We start from the raw sequence: 26,115 nt of genomic DNA on the forward strand, positions 1-26,115 counted from the left end.
ACGCATCATGCAGCTTGTAGAGCGCGATCACCCCGATACGGTCAGACGACATCTCGGCGATGAAGAAGCCGCAGCCGTGCGGCGGTTCTGCGGCGAGGGACAGCGAGTGCGGACTGGGGACGTTAGCTTCGTGGAAGCCGTGCTCGAAGAGATGCACGATGGGCGGCATGTGCGTCTGTGGCTCGAGTGTGACTGCGTCAGCGCAGCCGGTGGCCGGCCACGGTTGACCGCCCGGGTGCGTGAAGACGGTCCGCGTCATTTCGTGCGCATGCATCAATACGGCGAGCACCACTGCGCGCTGGCGTCGTTCCGGCAGACGCCGGAGCCGGAAAACGTTGGCCCGGACGGTGATTGCGCGCGGCCAGGCCAGCACAATCCGCTCAGACCGGTGGCCGACGCGCTTGACTATCTGGACGATCTGAATGAAGGCGCGGCGCGGCCGGGCGGCTCGACGGGATCAGGGGGCGGCGTTGGCGAAAGGGGCCGCCGCCTGCCGCGGCTCGGACGCATCCTGCACACGCTTCTTGAGGACGCCGACTTCGCACGGCTGCACGTCGACGCGTTAAATGACAAGTCGAGATCGTGGGAGCGGCTCGAGGCATATGCAGCCGGCCAGGCGCTGTGCCCGCAGCTATCACTCTCGCAGATACTCTATTTCAAGCCATGGGCACCTCTCAACGAGAAGATGACAGAGGTCGACGCCCTGGTATGGCCGAAAAACAAGGCACGCAGTGCGCTACTGCTGTTCGTCGCCGACGAGCTTCGCGCAGGCGCTGCAATCAAGAAAACGAGCATGGGAGAGTGCATTCTTCGCTCCGAAAAGGGTATCCGCGCCGGAGGCCGCGATCAGCGACTGACGCAGCCCCCTTACTGGGTGCTCGGCGTGGTCGACCGCGATCGCGCCGGCAACGCGCGCGTTCGGGAAGCGTTCGCGCAGCATGCGTATTCGTTTGCGCGTCCCGTACCTCTGGACAGCAGGTATGAGCGCGTCACGCTGAAATTGCTGTTCGACGTCATGGCGTGGGTCAAAAAGCACGGTGTTGAGGTGACGCTCTGGAAACCGCTCTTTGATCGGGAAGTGAGGCAGACCGACGCGCCGAGCCAGTGGTGCCGCCCCGACTTTGAACTGACGTTCCGATCGGTGGCAGCCGTTGGCGTTGCGGCACGGCTGCACCGTGTCGTCATCGAGACGATGGGTGCAGACGATCCTGACTACCTCGAACGCAAGTTGCGTACTCAGGAAATCATGACGCGCCGCGGTATTCTGATCGAGCATCGCGTCGCTGATGATGCTGCCCAGAAAGAACGGGACGACGCGTTTTTCCGCAGGGTCGCAGCAAAGATCCTGCATCTCGCCGGTGTTTCGCAGACCAGGCCAGTCTGAACGATTCACGGTGCCCCGTTACCCGCTCATCTTCCTGATGGATGCTCCGCTTCCTGCCGGCGACTCATGCGCCATCACCAGCGCGACGCCGACCACGACGCCTGAGTAGCCGCCATGCTGCGGGGGGCGTCACAGCCTGTCGACCGTTGTGAATTTCGCGGCGGGCGTGCGCAACGGTTGACGGCTGCGGGGCGCCGATCACCGGGCGCATTTTTTTCGACATTACCGGCCGACTGTCAAATCGCTGTTCGTTGCCACCCATTGTCGTTGCCCTGGGAAATGCGACTAACGGTCGTCCGGCATTTCATCCCCAAACACAGGCAGGGGCTCAAAACCTCGTCTTCAGTCATGTGGGTACCGTGCCCGTGCGCATGGCTCGCCCAGCCGGGGTCGTATTGCTCTCTGACGTCTTGCTGCCGCGCAGCGAGGCGAATTTCTTGAGCGTCTGGCGCTTGCGCTTACACCCTACGTCGGCTTCAGTTCCTAAATCTGGCCGTCGGAGGGTACCGCCTCGTGGAGGAAGTTTTCGCAAGAGGGCGCGTCGACGTACGATTTCAGCCTCTCCGAACTATCGAATTCTCGCGTGAACTTCGAGATATATATCGCACTCCAGATTAATTACACTACAAGATTTCTCGTGATTTTCGAACCGATGCCTTCATCAAGCGCGAGATAAGAAGGATTTTATCTTTATAGTCACATTGTCTGTCGATTTCTGGAGAAAACTTCAGCGTTCTTGCATCGAAATTTGAGTCTAGCGGCGTGACTGGGTGTCACGCGCGAGCTGAGCCGCTTTACCAGCGTCAAACACTTCTGCTCATGGTTGCGCCTATGCCCAGCCACGAAAATCAGCGGCGGGAAGAAGCTGGCTTTCGGCACCCGACCTTCCGCCAACCGCGCCCAGCAGGCGCTGAAAATGGCGGCCATGAGCCTGTCGCGCGGCGACTCCGCGCTCGGCGCCTTCTACCGCCGGCTGTGCGCCCGCAATGATAAGCCGCACGTCAATATGCGGTGGCCCACAAGCTCGCCCGCATGGTGTACTTTATGCTCACGCGCGGTGAAGCCTTCGTCGACCAGGGGCAGCAGCGCTACGAGGAACAACAGCGCCAGTGCAGCATCGCCGCCCTCAGGCGACGTGCTTCTGCCCTCGGATTCCAGCTCCAGCCAAACGCGCCGACTCCCTGAAAACCGATCTATATTGCGCTAGGTTTCTTGAGAGGATCTAGTGCCAACCCGACTTGCCACGTGTGCTAACGCGTCCTGCAATCGGGACACGCCGGATGCAAGGTCGCACATGCTGTCGAACAGCAATGGTTCGAGATGCTTGCTTAGCGTTTGGGCGAAGTCTTGGTAGCGAGGACACGGCACCGATGGAAAGGACGAGACTTCGCGCGTTCGCGCCAGCTCGTCCATGATGCCGCGCAGCCCGCAATGGTGCGATGGCTCGGTGTTTCTCAACCACGGCCGGCTGATGGAGCAGGCGTTCAACACGGCGCCGATTCCCGACTTCGACACCGTGCCTGTGATGTACCAGGGCGCCAGCGACGATTTCCTCGGCCCGTGTTGGGATGTGCCGCTGCCTGACGAAGCCGATAGCATTGATTTCGAGGGCGAGTTCGGCGTCGTGGTGGATCGCGTGGCGATGGGCACTTCGGTTGCGGACGCGATGGCGCACGTCCGACTGCTCGTGCAAATCAACGACTGGAGTCTGCGAGCCTTCGGACCGCGCGAGATGAAGACAGGCTTCGGGTTCCTGCAGACCAAACCCTCCACGGCCTTCGCCCCTGTCGCCATCACGCCAGACGAACTCGACGACACCTGGCGCGACGGCCGTTTGCATCTGAGTCTGCATGTCGAGTGGAATGGCTGCGACTTTGGCCGTCCGCATGGCCGCGAGATGAATTTCAGCTTCGGCGAACTCGTCGCTCATGCCGCGCGGACACGCAGTCTGGCAGCTGGTTCGATCATCGGGTCTGGCACTGTGTCGAATGTGGCACGTAGCGCGGGCTCGGCGTGCATTGCTCGAGATGATCGACGAGGGCGGGGCGCACACGGGCTTCATGCGCTTCGGAGACCGGGTAAGGATGGTGGCGCGCGACGATGCGGGCCGCGCGCCGTTCGGCGCCATCGATCAACGGGTGGTGCGGGCGCCGCGCAATGACGATCGAGCGGCGACGACGCGAGAATGCTGATGAGAGGGTCGCATTCGTTGGGACCGCGCCTGTCGAGCGGCTGCTGCGCGAGGGCATCTTGGCAACTGACGATATGTCGGAACTGGTGTTGGTCGATCAGCATGCGGGCCTGATGCATCCAAAATGTGGGCGTGACTTCGCTTGCGGGCGATTTCACTCATTTGCAGACACTTCCCGCTGTCGTGAGCTCCGGCGGGTTCGCCCCAAAAAAAGTCAACCGGTGGAATAAGACGGTACGCCAAACGTCTACCACTGTGCAGTCCATCCAATTCGATATCTCGGAGATCTCATGATCAAAAAGCTCGCACTCGCCGCTGCACTTGCGATCGCATCGACCGCCGCGCTGGCCGACGTGCCGTCGTTCGACGCTCAGCGCCATTTCGACACGATCGCGTCGGGCGACGTCGCGCTGTTGATGCGTGGCTATGCGGACAGCGCGCAATTCAATTGGGTAGGTGGTCCGCTGGACGGCACGTACACGGGGATCGACGCCATTCGCAGTGTCTGGGAAAAATTCACGAAGGCCCAGGGGCAGATGAAGGTTTCAGTCGGCAACGTCGAGGAGGCCGAGAATCCAAAGGGCGCCAGCGTGACAGCCAATGTGGTGTTCGAGGGCAAGCAGCCGATCCGAGTGCGTTATGTGCTGACCTATCGCGATGCACGGATCGTCAGCGAAACGTGGCAGATCGATGCCACACCGGCGAAGAGCGGCAACTGAACCGGCGCAGTCCTCACAGGTCTCTGAATCTCGGCATTGTTGGAACGACCGGAAATGAAGGGCTTGCGCATGTTCATTTTCGGATCGATGACCGCGTGTGCGATTGTCGATCCGAAAGAAGGAATTTCTATCAATCATCCCAAGTTCGTCTAGTTTGTTTGATAGTGAGTGATCTCAGACAATGCGCACCAGTCGGTAGAAGCGCCATCATCTTTTTCGGGCATTCCCAAGACCACGATGTGATGTTCCGATTCGCCGGTTGGCGCTCGCTATACGCCACTGGTGTCGAGCGGCTGGGCGCTTTGCATCCAGTAGGTGTATCGACCATGTCTCACCAGGAGGAGCCGCGCCGTCGCCTTCTGCGACAGATGTTGGCCGTCGTTCCCGCAGCACCGTCGCGACAGGTGTGACCCTTACGCAAAGTGCGTGCAGTGCGCATGACGATGGCGCTTTGTCCGAGCCGGTTACGGGCGCAACCAACTGCGGCGCAGCCTATCTTCCGACCTGTTTCACCGATTCCGAGTGGGCGTTCGTTCAGGCTGCGGTCGACCGCCTGATTCCCGAAGATGAACTTGGCCCCGGTGCGTTGAAGGCCGGGTGCCGGAGTACATCGATCGCCAGATGAAAACACCATCCGAGCAAGGAAAACTCTGGTACGTGCAAGGGCCGTTTCATCCGGACCAGCCGGCCGAACTGGGCTACCAGATGAATCTGACGCCGCGCGACACTTGTCGTCACGCGTCAACGAGTGCGACAACTGCTGTTCCAAACAATACGGCGACAAGATTAGGGGTGCACCACTTCTCCGCGATCCCGGTCCTCCACCCTGCCCCCCGGGATCGTTTGGGTGCCGTGCTGGCACGGCACCCTTTTTTATCCACTTCGACGCCATTGCCCGCATGTCTCGTCAGCGCTACTTCGAGAGTGGGAATATTTTATGTTCGATGCGTTTTCCGCCGCAATCAGGAGAACACTGGTCTTGTTCAGCAGCGCTTCCTGATACGCGGCGGACAGGATCAAGTCATCGCCGAACGACCGCACATCTGCCACGCCTTGGCGAAAGCGGTATGCGATCTCCCTTCGCTGCGAGACGCTCAAGTGTGGCAACGCGGCATCAATGAACGTGTATAGCACCGCGAGCCGGCCGCCAAAGCCGGATACCGCCTCGGCGTTCGACGCCAACACTTGCTTGTATGCATCCAGGTTTTCTCGGCAAGCGCCTCGCGTCGTTGGAGGCATGCCTGCGCTCTAGCAATGAAGTGAGAAGGGCGGTGTGGGATTTCGTCGAACCGGGTACGTCCCCCGGACGCAGATCGATGTAGGCTGTCGATTCGCTCGGGGGCGGCCCGTGTCGTGTCGATCTAGCGCGGTAGCTCGTCTTTGATCTTTGCTACCCCCGCCAGCGCGCAGGTTTCGTCTTTGTCCCCTCCTGGTGAACCGCCCACACCAATGCCGGCAACGATCTCATCGCCGACCCTGATGGCGACGCCGCCCGGCAACGTCGAGACATTCGGTGTGGATGCCAAGGACTGCGCAGCAAGAGGCGGGAATTTCGAGGTGAGTAGATCCAGGAACTGACTCGTGCGCTCGAATTGGAAAACTGCCCCCATCGAAGTGGCGGTATACGCCTTTCGATAAGAGGAATCCTTCGTATGGATCGCCGCGTGGTCGCCCCGCAAGACGGCTTGCGGAGTTCCGGCTACGTCGACCACAGTTGCTGTCACGGCATAGCCCTTTGCGCTGCACGTTTGCACCGCTTCGAGCGCCGCGTCCAATGCGAGGTTCATTGGCAGGACGTAGCCACTGGTCGAAACTTGGGCGTGTGCCGTCGATAGCGAAGTGAGGCTTGCGACCGCGATCGCGCCGAGCGCAATCGTATTTTTCGTTTTTAGCATCTGTTTTCTCATGAGGAACGTTGGCCAATCCGGCACTCTCGCAGTGCGAGTCGGACGTGGAAATGACTCCTTCGCCGTCGCCGATTCTGTTGTCGCTAAATGTGGGCGCGGGACCGAGCGAGCTCGCCTATTCCCCGCTAGTGTTCGACTTACAACGCTTATTCGCAAACGAGATGTTCTGTGTCCATCGAAAGATAATGTTTAAACCGATCGTGGCGGACCCGGGGCTGCGTCGCGTACGACGCTTTCCCGGTTGCACGAGCTCGCCTTGGGTGCGACGACTCAGTGCGAAGCAATGAGTTCTGAGCCCCTCTCTGCTCGCTTTAGGTCGCGCGCTTGGAGCGAACCTGCCTGCGTACCTCGTCAGCGATGGGGTGCAATAGATGAGGAGCTTCAGCGCCAACCACGCTGTAGCCAAGTCCACTAGTCGCCCAGGTGACCCCTCCGACGTTCCCCGCGGTTTGCTCCATCATGGGCGCCTCCTTTTCCCGGACCATTGGCCTGATCATGACGGCCATGCGTATCCCGTCGGCCCTGTCGTAGAAGAACAAAGCGGCGGAGCCGTGAACGGTTGAGACCAATCTACCGCCGACGAATCGGTAGCCTGCTCGGCTCAGGTCCGGGATCTCGACCGGCCGCTGCAGCTTGTCCGATACGAGCCGGAGCAATTCCACCTTGTCGGCGTCCTCGGCGGCATCGGTTGCATAGGCCATGTAGCTGCTGCGTGCCTCGCCTGCGAGTACCGCAATACCACCGTTAGGCATCAGTGCCCCGCGCATATGCCAGCCACCGACGGTCCCGGTCGCAAGTGCGAGTACAACTGCAGCGGCCATTCGCCAAACCGAAGGGCCTGATCCGCGCTGATGCTTGAGCAGTGAGTGCAATCGCAGCCGTTCCGGGATAGGTTCATCCGCAATCGGCGCAAGCGCCGACCGCAAGAGTTGCCTCTGAGCAGAGAACTTCGCGACGGTGGCTGCGGCCACCGGATCGCGATCCAGATGATCCTGCACCGCCTTGCGACGACCGGGGTCAAGCGCATGGTCGACGAAGGCATGGAGGTCTTCCTCCACGACGGGATCTAGTGTCGGCAGCTTGTCCATTTACTTCATCCTCCGCAAGAACGGCTCGCCTTGAGGGTGTGCCTCCCGCTTTCGGTCGCCGTCTAGTGCACTTTGAAGGCGCTCCCTTCCTCTGGCTAGACGGGACATCACGGTTCCAATCGGGATGTTGAGCGTCTTGGCGGCTTCCGCGTAGGTAAGGTCCTCCACGGACACCAGCAATATCACGTTGCGCTGATCCTCTGTGAGCGTCGCCAATGCTTTCATCAGTTCGCCGTGGCGGATTCGGTGTTCCTGGGGCGCGGGCATGGCGAAGGTGCCTTCGTCGACATCCTCGATATCGAGATGTACCCCACGCCGCGCACGCTGGCGTAAATTGTTGACGATGAGGTTGTGAGCGATAGCGAAAACCCATTGCCGAGTGTTTTCCGCTCGTCGCCGCGTATCCCAATTGCTAATGGCACGCTCCAAGCAATCTTGAACGAGGTCGTCGGCAAGATCGCGCTCACGAACCATCGCGCTGGCATAGCGCCGCAGCGCCGGAATCAGAGGCTCGAGTTCTGCGATGAGAGCCATGCCAGCGCTGCCGATCATTGCGCGGCGACCTGCAATTGAACTGGCTCGCCGGGTTTGCCCTCAACGATTGGCGCAACCACCAGATATCGTCGGGTGTCAGTTGTCGCCGCTTGGACGACCTGACGGATCGGACCCACTGCGTTGACGACGGCGGAACCTGCCGGGTTGGTCATGAAGTTGGCTAAAGGTTCCAGGGTGCCGGAGCCGTCGGCCTTCTTGGCCAGCGCCATGACGTAGGGCTGTTTCGGTTTCAAACCCGTGACGGAGGCTTGCATGACCTGCGACAAGCCTTGGTCGAACAGCGCAACGCTGGTTCGAGTCGGGCTACCGCCTACGTCGGCCAGCGAAAGTGAGGCCACCTTGCCCGCCACGCCTGGTTCCTGAAGATTGCTCATTCCGTCGCCGTTAGGCACTGCATTCGGAACATACACGATGGCTTGCGGCGCTTGACCGATCGGTACGTTGCCAATAACCGTGTTCGACGCCGTATCGATCGCGACGAGTGCGTCCGCGTTCTCAAGGCCGACGTAGACGCGGCTGCCGTCTCCAGAAGGCCACACACCGTGCGGGAGGTTGCCGACAGGGATGGTCGCAACCTGGGAGAGATCATCCGTGCGGAAGACCTTCACCTGGTTGAGTCCGCCCACGGTCACGTACGCGAACGTTCCGTTGCTCGTTTTAGCGAAGTTGACGTGGTTCGTGATGGGGCCGGTCTCGAACGACTTGATGACATTAAACGGGGGCCGCGCGTCGAAGACAGTCGTCCTTCCGGTGTCTTTGAGCGTGAACCAAACCTGCTTGCCGTCGGGCGAGGCGGCGATGTTCGGGCAGAACGGGCTGTCCTGCTTCACCTTTGCGATGATCTTGTGAGACGCGACCTCTACGATGGCGGTCTCGGGGTTAAAGGATGAGCAAACGTAAGCGTATTTTCCGTCGGTCGAGAAAATTTGCATCCCTGGGCCGGCGGCTGTCGTGATGCGGGTCTTCTCTTCGAAGGTTGCCGCATCGATCACCGAGACATAATTTTCGCCCCGAACGGTCACCCAGACCTCCTTGCCGTCAGGTGTGAAGAACGCCTCATGCGGAGCGCGGCCAAGGTAGGTGGTGTGCTTTACCGCGTTGGTGGCCGTGTCGATGAATGTCACCGAGTTCGATCCGATCGATACCACCGCAAGGGTTCGATGGTCGGGCGAAAAACCGAGGCCGTGAACGAGAACCTGGCCGTGATAGAGCGGACTAAAGCTGCTAGGCGAGGGATCGCCCAGGCGGATGACGCCAAGCAGTCGGTTGTCGGCCGGGTCGGTCACCGACACGGTGTTCGAAAATTGCTCGGCCGCATAGATGCGGTCTCGATGACTGATTGGGATATCCGCATCGGTCTCTCGGCCGGGTACCTGGCCAGCAACGGCAAGGGTTGAAAACAGTGCGGATGAAACGAGCGACGAAAGCAAAAGTTTCTTGAGCATGCGAAGTCCTAGTGGGCGGGATCTTGGTGTTCGGGCGCAGCGGCCCGAGGCGCGGATGCACCTACTTGAGTCGGCGCCGGTACGGAAGGTGGGAGCTGTTGGCCTAAAGCGAATCGCATGGCGGCGATCTCTTGCTGCTGTTCCACAATGATCTCCTGGGCAATACGCCGTAACTGCTCGTTGCTTCCGTAGCGCAACTCCGCGAGGGCCATGTCGATGGCGCCTTGGTGATGGGGAATCATCACGGCTGCAAAATCACGATCGATATCGCCGGAAGGCTTGACTGCCATCGCAGTCATCATCTTGTCCATCGCCGCATCGTTTTCTGCACGGAACGCTTCTTGAGGCGTCGAAGCACTCGCTGCGGTTGCCGTTGCAGCGGCAACCAGAAGCATTGGCCAACGGAACGCCCACCACCGATTCACTACGGTGGTTTGGGTTTTGATCCACGTCATCCTTACTCCGGGTAGCGGGGTTTATCCCCGTCTCTCAGTGGACACGTCAAGGCCGGGTTTATTCCATTCGACTCGCAGAATCACAAGCCAACTGCAGCACCACGTCGGCCGTCTTCGATCTGCAGCGGGTCGTGGGCATTTGTGTCTAGTGCGTTGGCTCTAACGGCAACGATCCTCTTGACATTCTCACGATGGGAAGGTGGACAGTTTTAACGGTTTATCGACAAGCCCATTAGGAGAAACTCTCGTGATTGTTTTTGAAGTAAACGACATGACCTGCGATCACTGCGTCGTCTCGGTTACAAACGCGCTGAAGTTCGTGGATAGTCACGCAAAGTTCACAGTCGATCTGGCTAGGCATCTGGTGACGATCGAGCCGACCAATACTGATCCAAACAAGTTCGGAGACGCCATTACGGATGCTGGCTACACGCCCGTGCTAGTCGAGGGTGGGACTATCAACGCGTGTACTCGAGCGAAGAGCTGTTGTGAGCAGCAGCAATAAGGCTTTCCATGGGGCAACGTCAGAGACGAAGCGCTTCATACATATGTGATGAATATAGGTTGGTTCTCAAGGCCTCCTAATCACTGATGATGGCATGGTCCCCGCCGTGCTTATCGAAGGAAGTTGGCGACTTTTACTGGACCAATGGAGTCGTTCATCTTTTCTGGCTTAACAACGTTTTTTGGTTATCAAATAAAAGGATCAAATCATGAAACTTCGGCAACTGGTTCTGAGCACCGGTCTTGCATTCGCTGCTTCTACCATGACGTACACTGCGGCGTTTGCTGTGGACGCGCCGGCGGCGGCATCGGACACCGTAAACGCGACAAGCAAGCCGGCCGCCACGAGTAAGAAGTCGATTCGTGCAGCGAACCGCGCATTTTCCAGGACCGTTCAGAAAGCGATTTTCAAAACCAAAGGCCTGGAGGCAGCGTCGATCGCCGTATTCGGTGATGCAAAGACGGGGCATGTGACGCTGTCCGGCGAGATTGCCAGTGAGGAGCAGGATGGCTTGGCTGTCGAAGCGGCGCAGAAAGTGCCAGGCGTCACGTCAGTTAGCAGCAAGCTGACGGTGCGCCAAGGCGGAGGCTAAGGCCGTCGGCGCGGTGGCTAGATTAGGCCATCGCGCACAAGGATGCGATTCTCGCAGTTTTTCGCACTATGTCCGCGCAAGCTACTGGAGATGGATCGATGACAGCACTATCGGAAGAAGATATCGTGACGCGCACTTTGTTGAACGTCCTTGATCCGTCTGACGAGCAGCTCAACGCGGGCGCGAAGAAGCAAGTGGTAGCACTCAAGAATCGTCGCATCACCGTATGTTCGCCCGTGGCGGGAGCTGACCAGAGCTTGGCGAAGCGACCTTACAACATCATGGTTGTGGCCCAGTTGTCATCGTACAGTATCAGCGTTTCATGGAGCGATCCGTGTGTGGGTCGATACACAGAGCAGATCTGGTGCAGCGCTTGTGCCCGTGTCGCCGCGATCTGCGCACTTACGGGACGCGCCATCAATCGCGGCGACCGAGTATTTCTTCCCCGTAAACGACGCGGATTGCGCGCGCCTCCGAATTTCCATCAGATGATTCTTGCGGAAGCGATTACAGACTCGACGGATTTGGCGATCGCTGGCACTTGACACTCTGGTGGTGTTATTCGGTGGACCGCTGAGGAAGTTTGCGACGACAGTGCGGTTGGCAACGTCCTGTATCTGGTCCCGGAGATTCGTGCCGAGGAGCAGCGGGAGGGCTGAGATATGGATCTGGAAGACGGTGCTCAACGAGCTAAAGACGCACGATGGCAAGTCAGCTGCCTCATGAATCCCTCAACGGCTTTGCGGAGGAAAAGTGGAGCGTCGGGTAAGGCAACCCGAAACATGGTCACTACTGTCCCGACAGGCGCAGGCCATCGGGGTAGGAGGCAAGCCGTTGCGTTGGGCCTCGTGCTCGCGTTGATGTGGTGTTGGAGGCACGGGTTGATTCTCTCGCCGTGGCAACATCAATAACGTGGTGCAGCACTGTAATGCGATGAGGATTGTTGAATGCATTCCCCTTGATCTTTCAACGAGGGGAATGATGAAGCCACCTTGGTGGCGGACGGACCAATCAGTTGGAGCTTCTGTGAACATAGTCGCGGCAATGACTCTATTCCGGAGAGGCAACCTTCCTGTTGAAGATTCGACCTGCAGCGAGCCGCATCCCGCCCACCGGGAAGACCTCGTACGCGTTGCTACCGATGCGCTGGTCTTCGCCGTCCGCAAAGCGGGAACGACGTTCGCACTTGTCGGCTAGAGGAAAATTGCTGTAATGGAAACCCTACAAAACATGCGGGCGTTCGTGCGTATCATCGAGGTTGGCAGCTTCACGGCAGCCGCTGAATCGATGAACACGACAACCGGTGTTATGTCACGCGCGATAACAGAGCTTGAGGCGCGGTTGCGTACGCGGTTAATGAATCGCTCCACCCGTCGCCTTGCGCTGACGTCGGCCGGTGAGAGCTATCTGCGACGCTGTCGCCAGATCCTCGCCGATATCGACCACGCGGAAGAAGAGGCCAGCAGCGCTCACAAGCGGCCTGCCGGCGTGCTGCGCATACGCAGTCTACCGAGTGTGGGCCATCACTATGTGTTGCCCGCGCTGACGTGCTATCACACTCAATATCCGAACGTGTCAATCGAACTGTCGCTATCTCAGCAGATGCCCGACCTGTTTGACGGTACGAGCGACATGGCCGTGGTGGCCGCGTGGTTACTACCCGATTCGGACCTCGTGTCGCACTTCCTCGGCTCGACCTTCAGCATCCTTTGCGCGTCGCCGGACTACGTGAAGCGGCACAGCGAGCCTGTGTGTCCACGTGATCTCGTTGCGCACGCGTGCCTGACGCTCCGTACGCCCGCATTCCCGACGCACGAGTGGGTGCTGGAAGGGCCCAGTGGCGTCGATCGGATTCACGTATTGGGACCAGTACAGACTAATACTGCGGAATCACTTGCGCTCGCGATCCGAGACGGTATCGGGATCGGCATACTACCGGTGTACTCAGCGCTCGACGCGCTTCGCGACGGTACGCTCGTGCGGGTATTGCCCGACCACATTCTGCAAAGGATGAACGTGTATGCATTGCATCCATCGCGCAAATTTATCGATGCGAAGGTGCGGACTTGGGTTGAGATGCTGCGCGCACGGGTGCCGGAGATGATCTCGCGAGACGTCGAGGCTTTGAACTCGATTGCCCGCGCACCGCAGGCGCCCTGACCATGACTACATGGAATGTCGATCACGATTTACCTTGCGGCGATTTTGCGTCATGTGTTGACATAAATGCTTACTATCGTTGGGGGCCACAGAAGGCGATGCCCTGTGACGAAGGATTCAAACTGCAACGTCGGCTACGAAGAGACAAAGTTTGGAAGTTTGCGAAGCGATGCAGATGGGGCATCAATATTGTGAGCACTACCATGCATTGGTCCCGCTTGGAAACGTCAGTAGAGACGGGCCGTAGGATAGTCCTCGGGCCGCTTACCCTTTCACTCCCGACGAAGTCTAACTTTCCATGAAGGGTCCGGTACATCTCAATGCGCTTCGTGCGTTTGAAGTGAGCGCACGGCACCAAAGCTTCTCGTCTGCGGCAGCGGAGCTGAACGTGACGCCGGCGGCAGTAGGCCAGTTGGTTCGCTCACTCGAAGAGTGGCTCGGTACACCACTATTTCATCGAGGAACGAGCGGCCGTTCCCGCCTCATTCCGACCGACGCGGCCAAACGTGCGTTGCCGGATCTGCGAGCAGGGTTTGACCGACTTGCTCTCGGATTGAGCCGCTTGCGCGAGGGTTCCAGAAATGGCGTGCTAACGGTCACGGTGAGCCCTGCGTTTGCAGCGAAGTGGCTGCTGCCGCGGATGGAGCGGTTTCACGAACGGTGGCCCGAGACCGACGTGCGGCTGGATACGAGTCTCAAGCTGGTCGACTTTACTGCTCAAGGTGTTGATATCGGTGTGCGGTATGGTCGGGGATCATGGTCGGGCCTCGTATCCGAGAAGTTGATGGACGAACAAATCTTTCCCGTTTGCTCGCCCGCGTGGATCGCCAGGAATGACAGGCTCAAGGCTCCAAATGACCTGTCCGGCAAAGCGCTAATACATGATCTGTCCGTGGACGGTCACTTGGGATTTGCATCCTGGAGCGACTGGCTTCGGCGGGCCGGGACGGAGAGCGTCGATGCAAGGCGCGGCATGCGGATCAACAATTCGGCTGCCGTGCTGCAAGCGGCGGTGGACGGTTATGGCGTAGCGCTAGCGCGGAGTGTCATGGCCTGCGACGACCTGGCCGCCGGTCGGCTCGTCCAATTGTTCCCCAATGTGAAGTGGACCTCTGAACTGGCCTACTACATCGTTTACCGAGGAGAGTCCGTGTCTCTGCCGAAGCTTGTTGCGTTTCGCGAATGGTTGATCGAGGAGGCGGCATTGGCACAGTAATCGGTCACTACCTCGCCCTCGTAGAGCCGGTCAACTGACGATGCCGCGCCGGCGTACCGTCGCCAAATATGAGGCGCCCACAAGTTCATGATTTAGGTGGCGAGCTGAGGCACCAATCACGCCTGCGAATACGCCGTCCGCCATGACGAACGATTGCGCACGTGGCCATCGCTCCGACTGGACGCAATCCGCGGCCGCGAAGCGGAAGGACAAGGTCACCGCAGCGTAAGCGCCGCCGAATAGGGCTGCTGCTCAAGAGAGCCGGAACGGGCTTACTACCACCGTCAAAGCTGCCAGCAGGCCAGCAGGCCAGCAGGCCGGCAGGCCGGCAAGCATGCCGCATCCTGAGCCGATCAGAAAGCTTGTTAGGCAGCCGTAGTGTTGTGCAATGGCGCAACTGGGTAGCGAGCAAGCCGCCATCCCCACCACAAAAATGAAGATAGAAAGTGTCGCCAGCGGGTGACTTGGGGAAAGCGCGTTCCCGGCGATTGCGCCTGTCGATCATATGATCGCCCAGTTTGCGCGGGCGAACGCCTGCGCGACGGTGAGCCTTGTGATATTACTTTTCGCGTGAACGTAGGAGGACGGGAATGGCGCTGCGGTGGGGACGGAGGATTGGAGGACTGGCATAGGTTCGGCCTAGAGTGTCCTGACTGAAGAGCGCTGCGAAGCGATGCAACATCGGCGACCGCTGGGCTGGAACCTCGACTCAGCGGTCGGCATGACGATTCGTGGGTAGTGCCCACTAGTAAGCTTTATTCCTTTCGAATGACTAAGACCATCCTGAACTTGACATCGCCGCTCTTTACTTTCTCATAGGCGGCGAGCGCGTTTTCCAGTGGCATGGTTTCGATCATCGGCCGAATGTCGGTCAGCGCGCTGAAATTCAGCGCTTTTTCGTTCTCGTACGGAGTGCCTGTCATTGACCCGACGATGCTCTTTTCTCCGGAGACCAGTTGGCCGCTTGCGATAGGTAGCGGATCTTTGCCCACGCCCAGCACAATCAATTTGCCCTGTGGCGCGAGGCCCCCAATGCACGCGGATACGGTGGCGGCGTGGCCTATCGTGGTGACGATAGCTTGCGCGCCTCCCATCTCCTTGAGCTTGGCCGCGGCGTTGTCTTCATTCGTGTCGATGTAGACATGCGCCCCCAGTGCCAATGCATCGTCGACAATCTCCCGCCCGCGCCCGATGGCCACCACCTTGAAGCCCATTTTGCGCGCGTATTGCAACGCCATGTGCCCAAGTCCGCCGATCCCCAACACGGCAACGAGATCACCCGCTTCGGCTCCTGACTTCTTGAGTGCATTGAAGGTGGCAAGGCCCGCGCACAAGATCGGCGCGGCCTCCTCAGAGTCGAGTTCTTCGGGGATCGAAACCAGGCCGGTGCTGCGTGCGATCATCACTTCGGCGTAGCCGCCATCGGTCGTTACGCCAACGACCGGCTGATTCCGACAAAGCTGAAATTCCCCGCGTCGGCATTGGTCGCATTCGTTGCAGTGGCCGCCGAGGCGGCCGACACCAACGCGCTGACCCACCTTCCAGATCGCGGGTACTGCCGCCCCGATGGCAGCGATTCGTCCGATCACCTCATGCCCGGGTACGCGCGGCTGCGATGTGGGATCGGCTCGATCGATCTGGCCGATGTCGGCGCCGCAAATTCCGCACACCTCCACCTCGATCAAAACCTCGCCGTTCCCCGGCGTCGGTCTCGGTCGTTCGACCAGTTCAAGGACTCCAGGCCGGCTCAACTGCATTGCTCGATATGTGCTGTTCATGTTCGTGACTCAAAGAGTAGGGGAGTAGACGATTCGTGGTTGCGGCGCCAGGCTATTGCACCCCGACGCCCAACCGTCCGCTGCGGTCGCTTGGATTGCCTCGCGTACATCGATGGTTGCGGCATCGATGGTGCCCGCCAGATAGCCCGGAAATCGGGCAGACCATTCGCTGGCGATTCCCGCCAGACGCCCGTGCGACCGCCCTGACGCGACGGTCGCCAGTGGCGCCGAGCCGTGTGTTGCTGTGCCGTCGAGGTCGAAAGCCGTCGCTGTCAGAGGGATCGGTGGCCCAATCTTTGATCAGCTCCGTGTTAGATCGGCCAGCCTCTGCGCCAAACATCCGCTTGAACTGCGCTCGGCAGGGGAGCAGCAATTCTTGCTCCGGCACACGCTTGCGTGTGTGTGCGGGAATGCCGAAGAAGCCGAACAGCGCTGCACTGCCGCCCGGCATGCAGGCATCGTGGATCTCCTCGAGCGGGCCCAAGGCACTTCGGGCTTCGCCGGAAAGTCCCCGAGCACGCCAGAATGGCTTGTCGTCGTAGACAACGACGTATTTTGCGTGCGATGGCATCCGCGTGGCTGTATTGCGCCAGGCGTTGTCGAAGGTGTCGGATGCATCTTGGCTTGATTCATCCATTCCGGCGGGGGGACGGAAAGAATGCGACCGCCAAACGTCGAGCAGGCCTCCAACAATACGTAGTCTTCGATGCCCTGTTGCTCCAGAAGGAGGGCCGCGTACAGATCGCTCAGCCAACTCCCGATAATGGCGATCCGCGCTGCTCTCATGCCAATGCTTCCGTCACCCAATGAGCCACGTGACCGGTCTTGAGGTAGCAGGTCGCTCCCTGTGGGCCGGAGACGATCTCGGGATACTCACCGACGGGGAGTCGAACCCAACTGCCCCGAGCGCAGGACCGATTCCCGACCACTAGATTCCCGGCCAATACCAGCAATTCGGCACCGTCTATCTGGCCTTCAAATAATGCTTCGCCTGACGATAAGCGTTGCAGACAAACTTGTTCAGTATCCGATGAGAACAGAGGGCATACTTCGCGCCGACCTTGGCGGTGCCAGAATGCGGGATCGCGCGTGTCGATGCGCACTCGGTTGTGGTCTCCTGGGTGCATTTGCCGAAGCTTGACGAAAATGATCGCGCCGTCGGCGCTGGACGGCTGATGGATGGATCCTGGCGGATTGCGCAGATACCAGCCGGCCGGATAGTGCTCGTCGCGCTCGGAGAACGTGCCGGACAGGACGAAGATCTCCTCACCTCGCGGGTGCGCATGGCCAGGGAAGTGTGAACCGGCTGCATACCGCACGATGCTGGTCGCCCGCGCTTGCTCCTCGCCAATCCTGTCGAGTATCACGCGCTCAACGCCGCTCTGCGGGGAGGCGACCCAGTCGTAACTGTCTGGTGTGACAACGGTTGGGCGCGAAAAGTCTGCATTTACAAGCATGGATGTCCTACCACAAACGCTGATAATGAGCGGCTGGCTTACCCGCCATCGGCAGCCGACCGCGCACAGAGTTGACTCACGAACTCGAATTGAGCAGTTGTGCGTGGGCTTCGAGCACGTGCGCCGTGTAGACTAGAGCAGGTCCGGCGTTCATTGCGATGGCCACGCTCAGCGCTTCGGCAATTTCCTCGCGTGTCGCGCCCAGCTCGACGGCCTTCTTCGTATGTACCGACATGCAACCGTCGCAGCGTGTCGTGACGGCCAGCGAGATCAGTTCGTGAATCTTGGGGCCGAGAGTGCCAATTTTTGCGGGCGAACTTTCGATGATGTGGAGGCCCTTCATCATGTCCGGGTTAAGCTCCGCATACTCAGCGACGCGTGCGAGCAAAGAAGCACGGTAGGCGTTCCAGTCGTTCATCATGTCCGGTACCCTCTCCAAAAGCAATAAGAAGTTCGGTGCGAGTGCAGCGCCTTGCTGTGTCGGGATCAGGCGACTTCGTAAATACGCACGTCCGGCGCTGCATCGAGCAGCGGTTTGAGCCCGCCGACCACGTCCGCGGTGAACAACTCGCTCTGCAGGTAGGCAGTCGCGTTCGCTTCACTATCAAAACCGTGCAGTACCTGCACGTCCTCATCGCGCACCAGCAGTTCCTTTGACTTCGCGCCGGCGATGGTGTTGAGGAAGGGGGCCTTGTATTTCTCGTAGACGCCCGCGGCTGTGGCCCGGTTGGCATTTGCGACCTTGAGAATAATCTGCAGATAGACCATTTCGTTTGCTCCTGTCCTGTTTGCGCAATAGGTGACCTTCGTGTTCCGCAATCGCAGTGTGATGAATCGGTAACACGACGCCGACTAAGTCAGTGTACCGAGAAACTATCCATACCCATTCGTATCAAATCGATGCTGGTGTGTTCCTTTCCGTGACGCTGCATGTCGGTGGATGAATTCTTCGCTGATTTGTGCGTCCCCGCAAACGAGATTTAATATCGCAGATAGAAATAAAAAGTTTGTATCCGGTAGATCTGCCATTTGCGGGGCGCTATCAGTCCATGTTGGACGATGTTTTTCTTGTAGTGACGGATAGAAATGGTGCCGTGTGTGGCGATGGTTCGGCGGCGACGCATGCGGTTATTCAGGGCGATCGAGTTGCTTGGCAGGGGGAGTGCGCAGTCCGCAATGGAAATCGGATACGGTTCAACGCCAGACTTTGCGTGCTTATTTCGCGACGAGATAGGCACCGGTCCGCACGCATACATGCGGTGGCGCGGATAGCGCGCGAGTGTTCGGTTGCCACCGAAGGCTTGCGCAAAACCTTTTGGGGCCAGCGAGCGGAGATAGACCCGGCCGGCGCTGAATCAGTCGTGCAGGGGAGGGGTCACCGCTGAGGGGAGGTCCACGTTTTGACGAGCAGGCGGACCGTCCGTAGCGCAAGGTAGCCAATGAACAGGTTGGCGCCGACAAATATGGGTATAGCCAGCAATTGCGCTGACCGCACGCCCGACTGCGCTAGCTTGATGCTGCAGACTGTCGCGGCGGCGATACCGAACGTATAGGCCCAGTAGGCAGGGATAAAGGACTGCACGCCGAGCCACAATCCGAGGCGTAGGCCAAGCAGCAACTGGAAAAGTCCGTAACCCCAGAGCATGAGAAGCCAGTGGTCCGTGCTACCCGGAGACAACGCCAGCCACGCCATGGCGCAAACGACAGGCGGGGCGAACTGAATGCCGATCAAGGGGCGCTGACGCGCGGGTATCGCTGTGGAATGCCATAGCCGATGGATCACCAGCGACTCGAGGGCTAACCATGAAAACAACCCGGCACCTAAAAATAGCCAGCCCCAGTCCGGGCACCCTAACGAACCGAGAGCCGCTGCGCTGGTGAAATTGCCGGCAACAGTCGGCAGGTATAGGGTCGGCACCATGTCCTCCGAGTTCCTCCCGCCTTGCCATAGTGTGCCTGTGTGCCAGAGGGAGAAGCCCACGTGCCATGCGATGCCGCTCATGGCCAGAAGCCACGCAGCGGAAGTCGAGTATGGAAGGACTGCCATGGCAACGAGCAAAGTGGAAACCGCCAACAACGCGGGCGTGCCGCCCTGAACAGGATGCAGGAACTCGGCTTTGACGGCTTCGAAGTTCCGGATGGCTTGCCACAAGTAGCCGATGGCGAGTATGGCCCAGACCAATCCCGCGATGGCCAGAAGCGCTTCGGCAATGGTGGGCGGCAGGCCCCATAGCCGTGCCGCCATGCGCCACGCCTGTCCGAGCCCGGAGACGCCCAGGACTGTGCCGAAGTGGGACGCCGGAATGTGAGTCCGGCATATCTGCATGAGGCGTGTCGTCGTCGGCGTCGCCGTCTCGCAATGATGGTGTTCATCGCGAGCGGGCGACGCTGTGAGCGAGCAATCCTTATTGCTCTTGTCCACGGCAGTTCTTCGCTGGAGTGCATGCGTTGGCGGTCGCGTCTTTGACTCGCACGGGCGTGTAACCGGCATCCGCGATGGTATCCCGCAGCTCGTTTGGATCCGCGTCGGTCGATTCGATCGTCACCCGGTGTCTGGCGAGGTCGACGGTGAACCTGGCATCGTTGTCCACGGCCTTCAGCGCTTTCGTGATCAAGCTGACGCAGTGGCCGCACGTCATGTCATTGACTTCAAAGGCGATCATGAGATTTCTCCTAAATGGGTTTGTCGATGAGACGTTGGAACTATCCGGTTTCCCATCGCCTCAATGTCAAGAGGCACTTAGCAACTAATACCAAATGCGAATGCCGGCGACCCACTGTTGATCGAAGACAGCTTGATGATCGTCACGGGCGAAATCGGCGGTGCCGCCGAAGCGGCGCTTCCACTCGACCCCGATGTAGGGCGCGACGCGCCGATTAATCTCATAACGCAAACGCAATCCGAACTTGGCGTCGGAGATTCCAGCGCCGATGCGCCTGGCAGGATCCGACCGGCCATACGCGTTGACCTCGAGGTCCGGTTGCAGGATCAGTCGCTGGGTGAAGCGCATGTCGTACTCCGCGCGCACGCGGGCAGCGGTTCGCCCTGTTGGATCCACGTAGCCGGTGGCCTCGATATCGAAGTTGTACGGCACTACGCCTTGGACGCCGAATGCGGCCCATTGGCGAGGCGGTCCATCGCCGAAGTCCAGCCGTATCCCGAGCACTGTGTCCCAGTAAGCCGCGACCGCATGACTCCAGAGCGCCTCGACATCGGCATCTTCAAAGTGGCCGCCGCTACGTTCACCTTCGCTGCGGACCCACAGCTTGTTGCTGTCGTTGCCGTACCATCCGTGCATTTCCCACGCCAATCCATTGGTGTCCTTGTCGTGGAATGCTTCCAGCTGGTCGAATTGCAACATGCCCAGTGACGCGGCGTCGTCCATGTCCATACCCGGCTCGGAACTGGCGCTGACACCTTCGGAGTAGTCAGGGCTGCGCGCGTTGGGTGGTGCGCTGCCGCCCTGCATGGACCCCATTCGCATGGCCATCGGATTCTTGCCGTGCGGCTCAGCGTTGCCGTTTTGCATGGAGCCCATCATGGGGCGCATCTGCATGCCGGGCATGGAATGCTCGTCGTGCGGCGCTGCGTCGCCGTTTTGCATGGAGTTCATCTTGGGGGGCATCTGCATGCCGCCCATCGAATTGTCATCATGCGACGAAGCGTTCGTCGAAGGCATCGAACCGCCGGCGGGGGGCTGAGCCACCTGGGCGATGGACAGGGCCGGTGCGGCCAGCAGTCCCGCCGCGAGCCACAGAAAGCGTTGCGGGACCATGGCGGTAGTTTGTCGGGTTTTATTCATGACACGACCACCTCGCGGAACATGCCCGCAAACATGTGATAGAGCATATGGCAGTGGTAGGCCCAGTGTCCCGGCGTATCGGCTGTCACACCATAGGCGATACGTTGCGCAGGCTGCACGTTGATGGTGTGCTTGCGCACCTGGAAACCACCGGCTTGATTTTCCAGCTCGCTCCACATGCCATGCAGGTGGAGCGGATGATTCATCATGGTGTCGTTGACAAGCACGACGCGCACGCGCTCCCCGGTTCTTAGGTGAACCGGCTTTGCATCCGAATACTTCACGCCGTCGAACGACCACATGAATCGCTCCATGTTGCCGGTAAGGTGCAGTTCGATTTCGCGGTTCGGCTCGCGCGGGTCCAGAGACCCGCCGATCGTATGCAGATCGGCATAGGTGAGGACGCGGCGGCCGTTGCCGCGCAGGCCTGCGCCCGGGTCGTCGAGATTGATGCGTGGCATATCGACACGCATGTCGACACCGGGGCCATATTCGGTGCGAGCATGATGCGCAGGCGGCGTCGTGGCCATCATCCCCATCCCGGGTTTCCCCGACATTCCCCCTTGCCCATGCATCCCGCTCATCATCATCGCGCCCATCATGTCTGCCTTGTCCAACCAGCCGACCGGGTCCATTTTCGGGACGTCCGCCTGCATGCCGAGGCGCGGCGCGAGCGTGCCGCGCGCGTAGCCGCTGCGGTCGATCGATTGGGCGAACACCGTGTAGGCGCGGTCGTCTTCGGGCTGGACGATCACGTCGTAAGTTTCAGCAATGGAAATGCGGAACTCATCCACGCTCACTGGCTCTACGTCCTGTCCGTCGGCGCTGACCACGGTCATCTTCAGGCCCGGAATGCGCACGTCGAAGATCGACATCGACGAGCCGTTGATAAAGCGCAGTCGCACCTTTTCGCCGGGCTTGAATATTCCCGTCCAATTGTCGGCCGGTGAGTGTCCGTTCGTCAGATAGGTATAGATCTGTCCCGACACATCGCTGTAGTCGGTCGGATTCATGCGCATCTGCTCCCACATCTTGCGCCTCGCCAGAGCACTACTCAGCCCGTGCTCTCGCACGTCGCGGAAGAAGTCCGGCGCTGTGGGCATGGCGTAGTTGTAGTAGTCGCCCGACTTCTTCAGCGTTGCGTAGATGTGCTCGGGGTCATCGTCGGACCAGTCGTTTAGCATGACGACATAGTCGCGCTCGACTGCAATGCGATCTTGCCCAGCCGGTTCGATGACCAGCGGACCGAACACTCCCGTTTGTTCCTGAAAGCGTGAATGCGAGTGATACCAATAGGTGCCGGCCTGCCGAACGGGGAAGCGATAGACGAAGGTCTCGCCCGGCGCGATTCCTGGAAAGCTGAGGCCAGGCACCCCGTCCATCTCGGTTGGAACAAGAATGCCGTGCCAATGAATGGAAGTCGGCACGCGTAGCCGATTGGTCACGCGCAGCGTCACCGTGGTCCCCTCCTTCCAGCGCAGCGTAGGCCCCGGGAGGCTGCCATTGACGGTGGTGGCCAGACGTGAATGGCCAGTGTAGTTGACGGGGGTCTCGGCGATATCCAGCGCGAAATCGGTACCGCTCAGCACGGTCGGCTGGTCGGGGCTGTTCAGCGCCCATGTGCGTGAGGACGGGAGCAGGCCAAGTGTGGCAGCGGTACCGCCCAAGGCCACGCCCTGAACGAAGCGCCGCCGCGACGTACTGGTTGGTGGATTACGACTTTGCATGGAATTCTCCGTGATCTACGGCAGTCGGTGAGCCATGAGATTTCTCGACTGGATTCTTCGATGAGACGGCGGGACTGTAGAGCTTCCTATCGTTGGAATGTCAATAGAGCTGTTGCAAACGCTGGGATGTAGTCGAAAATCTTTTTTTCATGCCCCGCTTGACCTTCTGATGATAGGAAGGATGAAGCTGCTCTCCATCGAAACACCAACGAACGGAGATCACCTTCATGAGTACGACCGCTTCAACATCCGAATCCCAGGAATTCAAGCTGCCCATCGAAGGTATGACGTGCGCGAGCTGCGTCTCACGCATAGAGAAGGCGCTGGAGGCGCTACCGGGGGTCGAAAGCACGACAATCAACCTCGCGACCGAGGAAGCCACGGTTCGGGCGTCTGCCGATGTGGACGTCGGGGCGCTGGCCGACGCCGTCCGCAAGGCCGGATACGATGTCCGCTCCAGCCCGATCGAGCTCGGTATCGAAGGCATGACCTGCGCATCGTGCGTGGGCCGGGTGGAAAAGGCGTTGCTGAAGGTCCCCGGCGTCTCGGCCGCATCGGTGAACCTTGCGACCGAAAAGGCGACGATTGCGGCGCATGGCGGCGTGTCGTTCGCAACGTTGGCCGCGGCTATCGAAAAAGCCGGTTACGTCGCTAAACCGGTCGAGGCGGCATCGGCCGCACCGACTGCGGCAAGTCTTCCGCAATGGTGGCCTGTGCTCGCCGGTACGCTGCTGACGCTCCCGCTGCTGCTGCCGATGCTGCTGCAGTTGTTCAGCATCGAGTGGGAGTTGGGGGGCTGGGTGCAATTGGCGCTGGCCACCCCGGTGCAGTTCTGGCTCGGCGCTCGTTTCTACCGCGCTGGCTGGAAAGCCGTGAAGGCGGGCAGTGGCAACATGGACTTGCTGGTTGCGCTGGGCACGAGTGCGGCGTACGGGCTTTCGGTTTTCCTGTTGTGGCAGCACCGCAACGGCGATACGCCGGATCTGTATTTCGAGGCATCAGCCGCGGTCATTACTCTGGTGTTGCTCGGCAAATGGCTTGAATCCCGTGCCAAGCGGCAGACGGCCGATGCGATCCGCTCGCTGAATGCGTTGAGGCCGACCGTTGCCCGGGTCCTGGTGGATGGCGTCGAAGTCTCCACGCCGGTTGAGCAGGTGGCCGTAGGTGACGTCGTGGTTATCCGTCCCGGCGAACGCGTACCGGTAGATGGTGAAGTCATCGACGGCCGCAGCCACATCAATGAGTCGCTCATCACGGGCGAGAGCCTGCCGGTCGCGAAGGCCGTCGGCGACAAGGTGACCGGCGGTTCCGTCAATGAGGAAGGTGTATTGCAGGTCCGCACGCTGGCCATCGGCACGGAGACCACGCTCGCCAGAATCATCCGCATGGTGGAGTCGGCTCAGGCGGCGAAGGCTCCGATTCAGCGCATCGTCGACCGCGTGAGCGCGGTCTTCGTCCCCGTCGTGCTCGGGCTGGCGCTGTTGACCTTCGTCGGCTGGCTCATTTACAACGGCGATGTGCAGCATGCTGTGATCAGTGCGGTCGCAGTACTCGTGATCGCCTGCCCCTGTGCGCTCGGCCTCGCTACGCCGACGGCCATCATGGCAGGTACCGGTGTGGCTGCACGTCAGGGCATTTTGATCAAGGATGCGGAGGCGCTCGAAGTGGCACACTCGGTGACCGTCGTGGCGTTCGACAAGACGGGTACGCTGACCGAAGGCAAGCCGTCGCTGGTTGCAATTGAGGCGGCCGACGGGGAGGACCCAGACGAGGTATTGCGGCTCGCCGCCGCGCTGCAGAAGACCAGTGACCACCCCCTCGCGCATGCAGTGCTCGACAAGGTCCGGGAGCAGCGCATTGCCGTGCCAGCGACGCAGGAGGCCAAAGCCTTGCCGGGCCGCGGAGTACAGGGCGTCGTGCGCGGCCTGCCGATCCTGTTGGGCAGCACGCGGTTGATGAACGAGTCTGATGCGGCTCCGGGAGCGCTTCTGTCCGAGGCCGGGCGTCTCGAGGGCGAGGGACGGACTATCTCCTGGTTGCTGGCGCAAGAGGAGAGTCAGACTCGCGTGTTAGGGCTGCTGGCCTTTGGCGACACCGTCAAGCCTGCATCGTATGCGGCCGTCAAGCGGCTGCGTGAGCTGGGCATCAGGACGGTGATGCTGACAGGCGATAACCAGGGGAGTGCCAATGCCGTGGCGCGGGACCTGGGCATCGATGAAGTCCATGCCGAATTGTTGCCTGGCGACAAGGCGTCGATCGTTGAGGGCCTGCGCAAGCAAGGCGACATCGTGGCAATGGTCGGAGACGGATTGAACGATGCGCCGTCGTTGGTGGCGGCGGACGTCGGCTTGTCGATGTCGACGGGCACCGACGTCGCGATGGAAGCGGCGGGCATCACGTTGATGCGCGGCGATCCCCGCCTGGTGGCGGATTCGTTCGATGTCTCGCGTCGTACTTACTCAAAGATCAAACAGGGCTTGTTCTGGGCGTTCGCTTATAACGTGCTGGGCATCCCGCTGGCGGCACTGGGCTTGCTGAACCCGGTCGTTGCCGGGGCTGCCATGGCCTTCAGCAGTGTCAGCGTCGTCAGCAATGCCCTGATGCTTCGTCGTTGGCAGGGTGCGGCGACGGCCGCCGGCGCGCGTGGCCCGACGCAAGGAGCTCGACCATGAATATAGGCGAAGTAGCGGCGGCATCCGGCGTCTCGACCAAGATGATTCGGCACTACGAGGGTCTCGGGCTGTTGCCGCCGGCGAGCCGCTCAATGAGCGGTTACCGGCAATACAGTGAAAAGGATGTGAGCAGGCTGCGGTTTATCCGCCATTGCCGGGACCTCGGTTTTTCACTGGAGCGCATCGGAGAACTGCTCGACCTATGGCAGAACCGCGAGCGCTCCAGTCGGCAGGCCAGGGCATTGGCGCAGGCGCACATCGCGGAACTCGAGGAAAAACTGAGGGAGCTTCAGGAGATGAAGACCGCGCTCGAAGACCTGATACACGGCTGCCAAGGCGACGATCGGTCGGACTGCCCGATCATCGAGTCGCTCGCGACCACAGCAGCCATGCGAGACGGCTCCGTCAATAGCCCTGTCCGGAAAACCTTGCCCGACAAGCGACGGAAGATCATCCGTTGA

The 26,115-nt window shown here is 60.1% G+C and carries 23 protein-coding genes and 2 pseudogenes; 11 read left to right on the forward strand and 14 right to left on the reverse strand.

Annotation, left to right across the window (positions count from 1 at the left end):
* The first annotated feature begins 7 nt into the window (after window positions 1-7).
* The 4 genes and pseudogenes from VSR72_RS12190 (at window position 8) to VSR72_RS12205 (ending at window position 4,294) form a co-directional block, all read left to right on the forward strand.
* A complete protein-coding gene (locus VSR72_RS12190) occupies window positions 8-1,384 on the forward strand; it encodes a hypothetical protein (RefSeq protein WP_342952622.1) in 1,377 nt (458 codons plus the stop codon).
* Window positions 1,385-2,168: 784 nt separating this feature from the next.
* A pseudogene (locus VSR72_RS12195) lies at window positions 2,169-2,569 on the forward strand (transposase); the annotation flags it as partial.
* 220 nt (window positions 2,570-2,789) lie between these two features.
* Window positions 2,790-3,576: pseudogene (locus VSR72_RS12200) on the forward strand (fumarylacetoacetate hydrolase family protein); the annotation flags it as partial.
* A 289-nt stretch (window positions 3,577-3,865) separates the two neighbouring features.
* Window positions 3,866-4,294 carry a nuclear transport factor 2 family protein gene (locus tag VSR72_RS12205; protein ID WP_342952623.1) on the forward strand — a complete coding sequence of 143 codons (429 nt, stop codon included), beginning with the start codon at window positions 3,866-3,868 and terminating at the stop codon, window positions 4,292-4,294.
* Window positions 4,295-5,167: 873 nt separating this feature from the next.
* Here the strand turns inward: VSR72_RS12205 and VSR72_RS12210 are convergent.
* The 6 genes from VSR72_RS12210 to VSR72_RS12235 all read right to left on the reverse strand — a co-directional run bounded on the left by VSR72_RS12210 (window position 5,168) and on the right by VSR72_RS12235 (window position 9,684).
* Window positions 5,168-5,533, reverse strand: a complete 366-nt coding sequence (locus tag VSR72_RS12210) for a hypothetical protein (RefSeq protein ID WP_342952624.1) — start codon at window positions 5,531-5,533, stop codon at window positions 5,168-5,170.
* 122 nt (window positions 5,534-5,655) lie between these two features.
* Window positions 5,656-6,189, reverse strand: a complete 534-nt coding sequence (locus VSR72_RS12215) for a heme-binding protein (RefSeq protein WP_342952625.1) — start codon at window positions 6,187-6,189, stop codon at window positions 5,656-5,658.
* Between the two features lie 323 nt (window positions 6,190-6,512).
* Window positions 6,513-7,289, reverse strand: a complete 777-nt coding sequence (locus tag VSR72_RS12220) for an anti-sigma factor (protein ID WP_342952626.1) — start codon at window positions 7,287-7,289, stop codon at window positions 6,513-6,515.
* Window positions 7,290-7,823 carry a sigma-70 family RNA polymerase sigma factor gene (locus VSR72_RS12225; RefSeq protein WP_342952627.1) on the reverse strand — a complete coding sequence of 178 codons (534 nt, stop codon included), beginning with the start codon at window positions 7,821-7,823 and terminating at the stop codon, window positions 7,290-7,292.
* Between the two features lie 14 nt (window positions 7,824-7,837).
* A complete protein-coding gene (locus VSR72_RS12230; protein ID WP_342952628.1) occupies window positions 7,838-9,289 on the reverse strand; it encodes a YncE family protein in 1,452 nt (483 codons plus the stop codon).
* Between the two features lie 8 nt (window positions 9,290-9,297).
* Window positions 9,298-9,684, reverse strand: a complete 387-nt coding sequence (locus tag VSR72_RS12235; RefSeq protein WP_342952725.1) for a DUF305 domain-containing protein — start codon at window positions 9,682-9,684, stop codon at window positions 9,298-9,300.
* Between the two features lie 307 nt (window positions 9,685-9,991).
* Here VSR72_RS12235 and VSR72_RS12240 point away from each other — a divergent pair, with 307 nt between their 5' ends.
* The 5 genes from VSR72_RS12240 (at window position 9,992) to gcvA (ending at window position 14,217) form a co-directional block, all read left to right on the forward strand.
* Window positions 9,992-10,249 (forward strand): heavy-metal-associated domain-containing protein, encoded by a 258-nt coding sequence (locus VSR72_RS12240; RefSeq protein ID WP_342952629.1) that lies wholly within the window; start codon window positions 9,992-9,994, stop codon window positions 10,247-10,249.
* Window positions 10,250-10,457: 208 nt separating this feature from the next.
* Window positions 10,458-10,841, forward strand: coding sequence for a BON domain-containing protein (locus tag VSR72_RS12245; protein ID WP_342952630.1), 384 nt, complete (start codon window positions 10,458-10,460; stop codon window positions 10,839-10,841).
* Window positions 10,842-10,939: 98 nt separating this feature from the next.
* Window positions 10,940-11,386, forward strand: coding sequence for a DUF3331 domain-containing protein (locus VSR72_RS12250; protein WP_342952631.1), 447 nt, complete (start codon window positions 10,940-10,942; stop codon window positions 11,384-11,386).
* A 667-nt stretch (window positions 11,387-12,053) separates the two neighbouring features.
* Entirely contained in the window at window positions 12,054-13,001 is a 948-nt protein-coding gene (locus VSR72_RS12255) for a LysR family transcriptional regulator (protein ID WP_342952632.1), read from the forward strand.
* A gap of 298 nt (window positions 13,002-13,299) precedes the next feature.
* Entirely contained in the window at window positions 13,300-14,217 is a 918-nt protein-coding gene (gcvA, locus tag VSR72_RS12260) for a transcriptional regulator GcvA (RefSeq protein WP_342952633.1), read from the forward strand.
* A 755-nt stretch (window positions 14,218-14,972) separates the two neighbouring features.
* Here the strand turns inward: gcvA and VSR72_RS12265 are convergent.
* The 8 genes from VSR72_RS12265 to VSR72_RS12300 form a co-directional block, all read right to left on the reverse strand.
* Window positions 14,973-15,995 (reverse strand): alcohol dehydrogenase, encoded by a 1,023-nt coding sequence (locus tag VSR72_RS12265; protein ID WP_342952634.1) that lies wholly within the window; start codon window positions 15,993-15,995, stop codon window positions 14,973-14,975.
* Window positions 15,996-16,777: 782 nt separating this feature from the next.
* Window positions 16,778-17,452, reverse strand: a complete 675-nt coding sequence (locus tag VSR72_RS12270; protein WP_342952635.1) for a cupin domain-containing protein — start codon at window positions 17,450-17,452, stop codon at window positions 16,778-16,780.
* Between the two features lie 76 nt (window positions 17,453-17,528).
* The gene (locus VSR72_RS12275) at window positions 17,529-17,873 is read right to left on the reverse strand and encodes a carboxymuconolactone decarboxylase family protein (protein ID WP_342952636.1); all 345 of its coding nucleotides are present in this window, start codon (window positions 17,871-17,873) and stop codon (window positions 17,529-17,531) included.
* Between the two features lie 65 nt (window positions 17,874-17,938).
* The gene (locus VSR72_RS12280) at window positions 17,939-18,220 is read right to left on the reverse strand and encodes a hypothetical protein (RefSeq protein WP_342952637.1); all 282 of its coding nucleotides are present in this window, start codon (window positions 18,218-18,220) and stop codon (window positions 17,939-17,941) included.
* 607 nt (window positions 18,221-18,827) lie between these two features.
* Window positions 18,828-19,778 (reverse strand): dicarboxylate transporter/tellurite-resistance protein TehA, encoded by a 951-nt coding sequence (gene tehA, locus VSR72_RS12285; protein ID WP_342952726.1) that lies wholly within the window; start codon window positions 19,776-19,778, stop codon window positions 18,828-18,830.
* A 79-nt stretch (window positions 19,779-19,857) separates the two neighbouring features.
* Window positions 19,858-20,115, reverse strand: a complete 258-nt coding sequence (locus tag VSR72_RS12290; protein WP_342952638.1) for a heavy-metal-associated domain-containing protein — start codon at window positions 20,113-20,115, stop codon at window positions 19,858-19,860.
* Window positions 20,116-20,199: 84 nt separating this feature from the next.
* Window positions 20,200-21,255, reverse strand: coding sequence for a copper resistance protein B (locus VSR72_RS12295; protein ID WP_342952639.1), 1,056 nt, complete (start codon window positions 21,253-21,255; stop codon window positions 20,200-20,202).
* Window positions 21,252-22,982, reverse strand: a complete 1,731-nt coding sequence (locus VSR72_RS12300) for a copper resistance system multicopper oxidase (RefSeq protein ID WP_342952640.1) — start codon at window positions 22,980-22,982, stop codon at window positions 21,252-21,254. Before VSR72_RS12300 ends, VSR72_RS12295 begins: the two co-directional genes overlap by 4 nt.
* Window positions 22,983-23,209: 227 nt before the next feature.
* On the opposite strand from VSR72_RS12300, the gene VSR72_RS12305 reads away from it, so the two are divergent.
* Both VSR72_RS12305 and cueR read left to right on the forward strand, forming a co-directional pair.
* On the forward strand, window positions 23,210-25,654 hold the full coding sequence (locus VSR72_RS12305) for a heavy metal translocating P-type ATPase (protein WP_342952641.1): 2,445 nt from the start codon (window positions 23,210-23,212) through the stop codon (window positions 25,652-25,654).
* Complete coding sequence (gene cueR, locus VSR72_RS12310; RefSeq protein WP_342952642.1) at window positions 25,651-26,115, forward strand: Cu(I)-responsive transcriptional regulator; 465 nt, start codon at window positions 25,651-25,653, stop codon at window positions 26,113-26,115. The genes VSR72_RS12305 and cueR overlap by 4 nt, the downstream gene beginning before the upstream one ends.

This window comes from Paraburkholderia sp. JHI869 (assembly GCF_038900775.1).
In the GTDB taxonomy this organism is placed as follows: Bacteria; Pseudomonadota; Gammaproteobacteria; order Burkholderiales; family Burkholderiaceae; genus Paraburkholderia.

What these genes read in the sequence shown, in the direction of transcription:
- VSR72_RS12210 (WP_342952624.1), bottom strand. Translation starts at nt 5,533, where the DNA reads ATGCCTCCAACGACGCGAGGCGCTTGCCGAGAAAACCTGGATGCATAC.
- VSR72_RS12300 (WP_342952640.1), bottom strand. Translation starts at nt 22,982, where the DNA reads ATGCAAAGTCGTAATCCACCAACCAGTACGTCGCGGCGGCGCTTCGTT.
- VSR72_RS12280 (WP_342952637.1), bottom strand. Translation starts at nt 18,220, where the DNA reads ATGGTCTATCTGCAGATTATTCTCAAGGTCGCAAATGCCAACCGGGCC.
- VSR72_RS12265 (WP_342952634.1), bottom strand. Translation starts at nt 15,995, where the DNA reads ATGAACAGCACATATCGAGCAATGCAGTTGAGCCGGCCTGGAGTCCTT.
- gcvA (WP_342952633.1), top strand. Translation starts at nt 13,300, where the DNA reads ATGAAGGGTCCGGTACATCTCAATGCGCTTCGTGCGTTTGAAGTGAGC.
- tehA (WP_342952726.1), bottom strand. Translation starts at nt 19,778, where the DNA reads ATGCAGATATGCCGGACTCACATTCCGGCGTCCCACTTCGGCACAGTC.
- VSR72_RS12225 (WP_342952627.1), bottom strand. Translation starts at nt 7,823, where the DNA reads ATGGCTCTCATCGCAGAACTCGAGCCTCTGATTCCGGCGCTGCGGCGC.
- VSR72_RS12305 (WP_342952641.1), top strand. Translation starts at nt 23,210, where the DNA reads ATGAGTACGACCGCTTCAACATCCGAATCCCAGGAATTCAAGCTGCCC.
- VSR72_RS12255 (WP_342952632.1), top strand. Translation starts at nt 12,054, where the DNA reads ATGGAAACCCTACAAAACATGCGGGCGTTCGTGCGTATCATCGAGGTT.
- cueR (WP_342952642.1), top strand. Translation starts at nt 25,651, where the DNA reads ATGAATATAGGCGAAGTAGCGGCGGCATCCGGCGTCTCGACCAAGATG.
- VSR72_RS12205 (WP_342952623.1), top strand. Translation starts at nt 3,866, where the DNA reads ATGATCAAAAAGCTCGCACTCGCCGCTGCACTTGCGATCGCATCGACC.
- VSR72_RS12245 (WP_342952630.1), top strand. Translation starts at nt 10,458, where the DNA reads ATGAAACTTCGGCAACTGGTTCTGAGCACCGGTCTTGCATTCGCTGCT.
- VSR72_RS12215 (WP_342952625.1), bottom strand. Translation starts at nt 6,189, where the DNA reads ATGCTAAAAACGAAAAATACGATTGCGCTCGGCGCGATCGCGGTCGCA.
- VSR72_RS12230 (WP_342952628.1), bottom strand. Translation starts at nt 9,289, where the DNA reads ATGCTCAAGAAACTTTTGCTTTCGTCGCTCGTTTCATCCGCACTGTTT.
- VSR72_RS12290 (WP_342952638.1), bottom strand. Translation starts at nt 20,115, where the DNA reads ATGATCGCCTTTGAAGTCAATGACATGACGTGCGGCCACTGCGTCAGC.
- VSR72_RS12295 (WP_342952639.1), bottom strand. Translation starts at nt 21,255, where the DNA reads ATGAATAAAACCCGACAAACTACCGCCATGGTCCCGCAACGCTTTCTG.
- VSR72_RS12275 (WP_342952636.1), bottom strand. Translation starts at nt 17,873, where the DNA reads ATGATGAACGACTGGAACGCCTACCGTGCTTCTTTGCTCGCACGCGTC.
- VSR72_RS12250 (WP_342952631.1), top strand. Translation starts at nt 10,940, where the DNA reads ATGACAGCACTATCGGAAGAAGATATCGTGACGCGCACTTTGTTGAAC.
- VSR72_RS12220 (WP_342952626.1), bottom strand. Translation starts at nt 7,289, where the DNA reads ATGGACAAGCTGCCGACACTAGATCCCGTCGTGGAGGAAGACCTCCAT.
- VSR72_RS12190 (WP_342952622.1), top strand. Translation starts at nt 8, where the DNA reads ATGCAGCTTGTAGAGCGCGATCACCCCGATACGGTCAGACGACATCTC.
- VSR72_RS12270 (WP_342952635.1), bottom strand. Translation starts at nt 17,452, where the DNA reads ATGCTTGTAAATGCAGACTTTTCGCGCCCAACCGTTGTCACACCAGAC.
- VSR72_RS12235 (WP_342952725.1), bottom strand. Translation starts at nt 9,684, where the DNA reads ATGCTTCTGGTTGCCGCTGCAACGGCAACCGCAGCGAGTGCTTCGACG.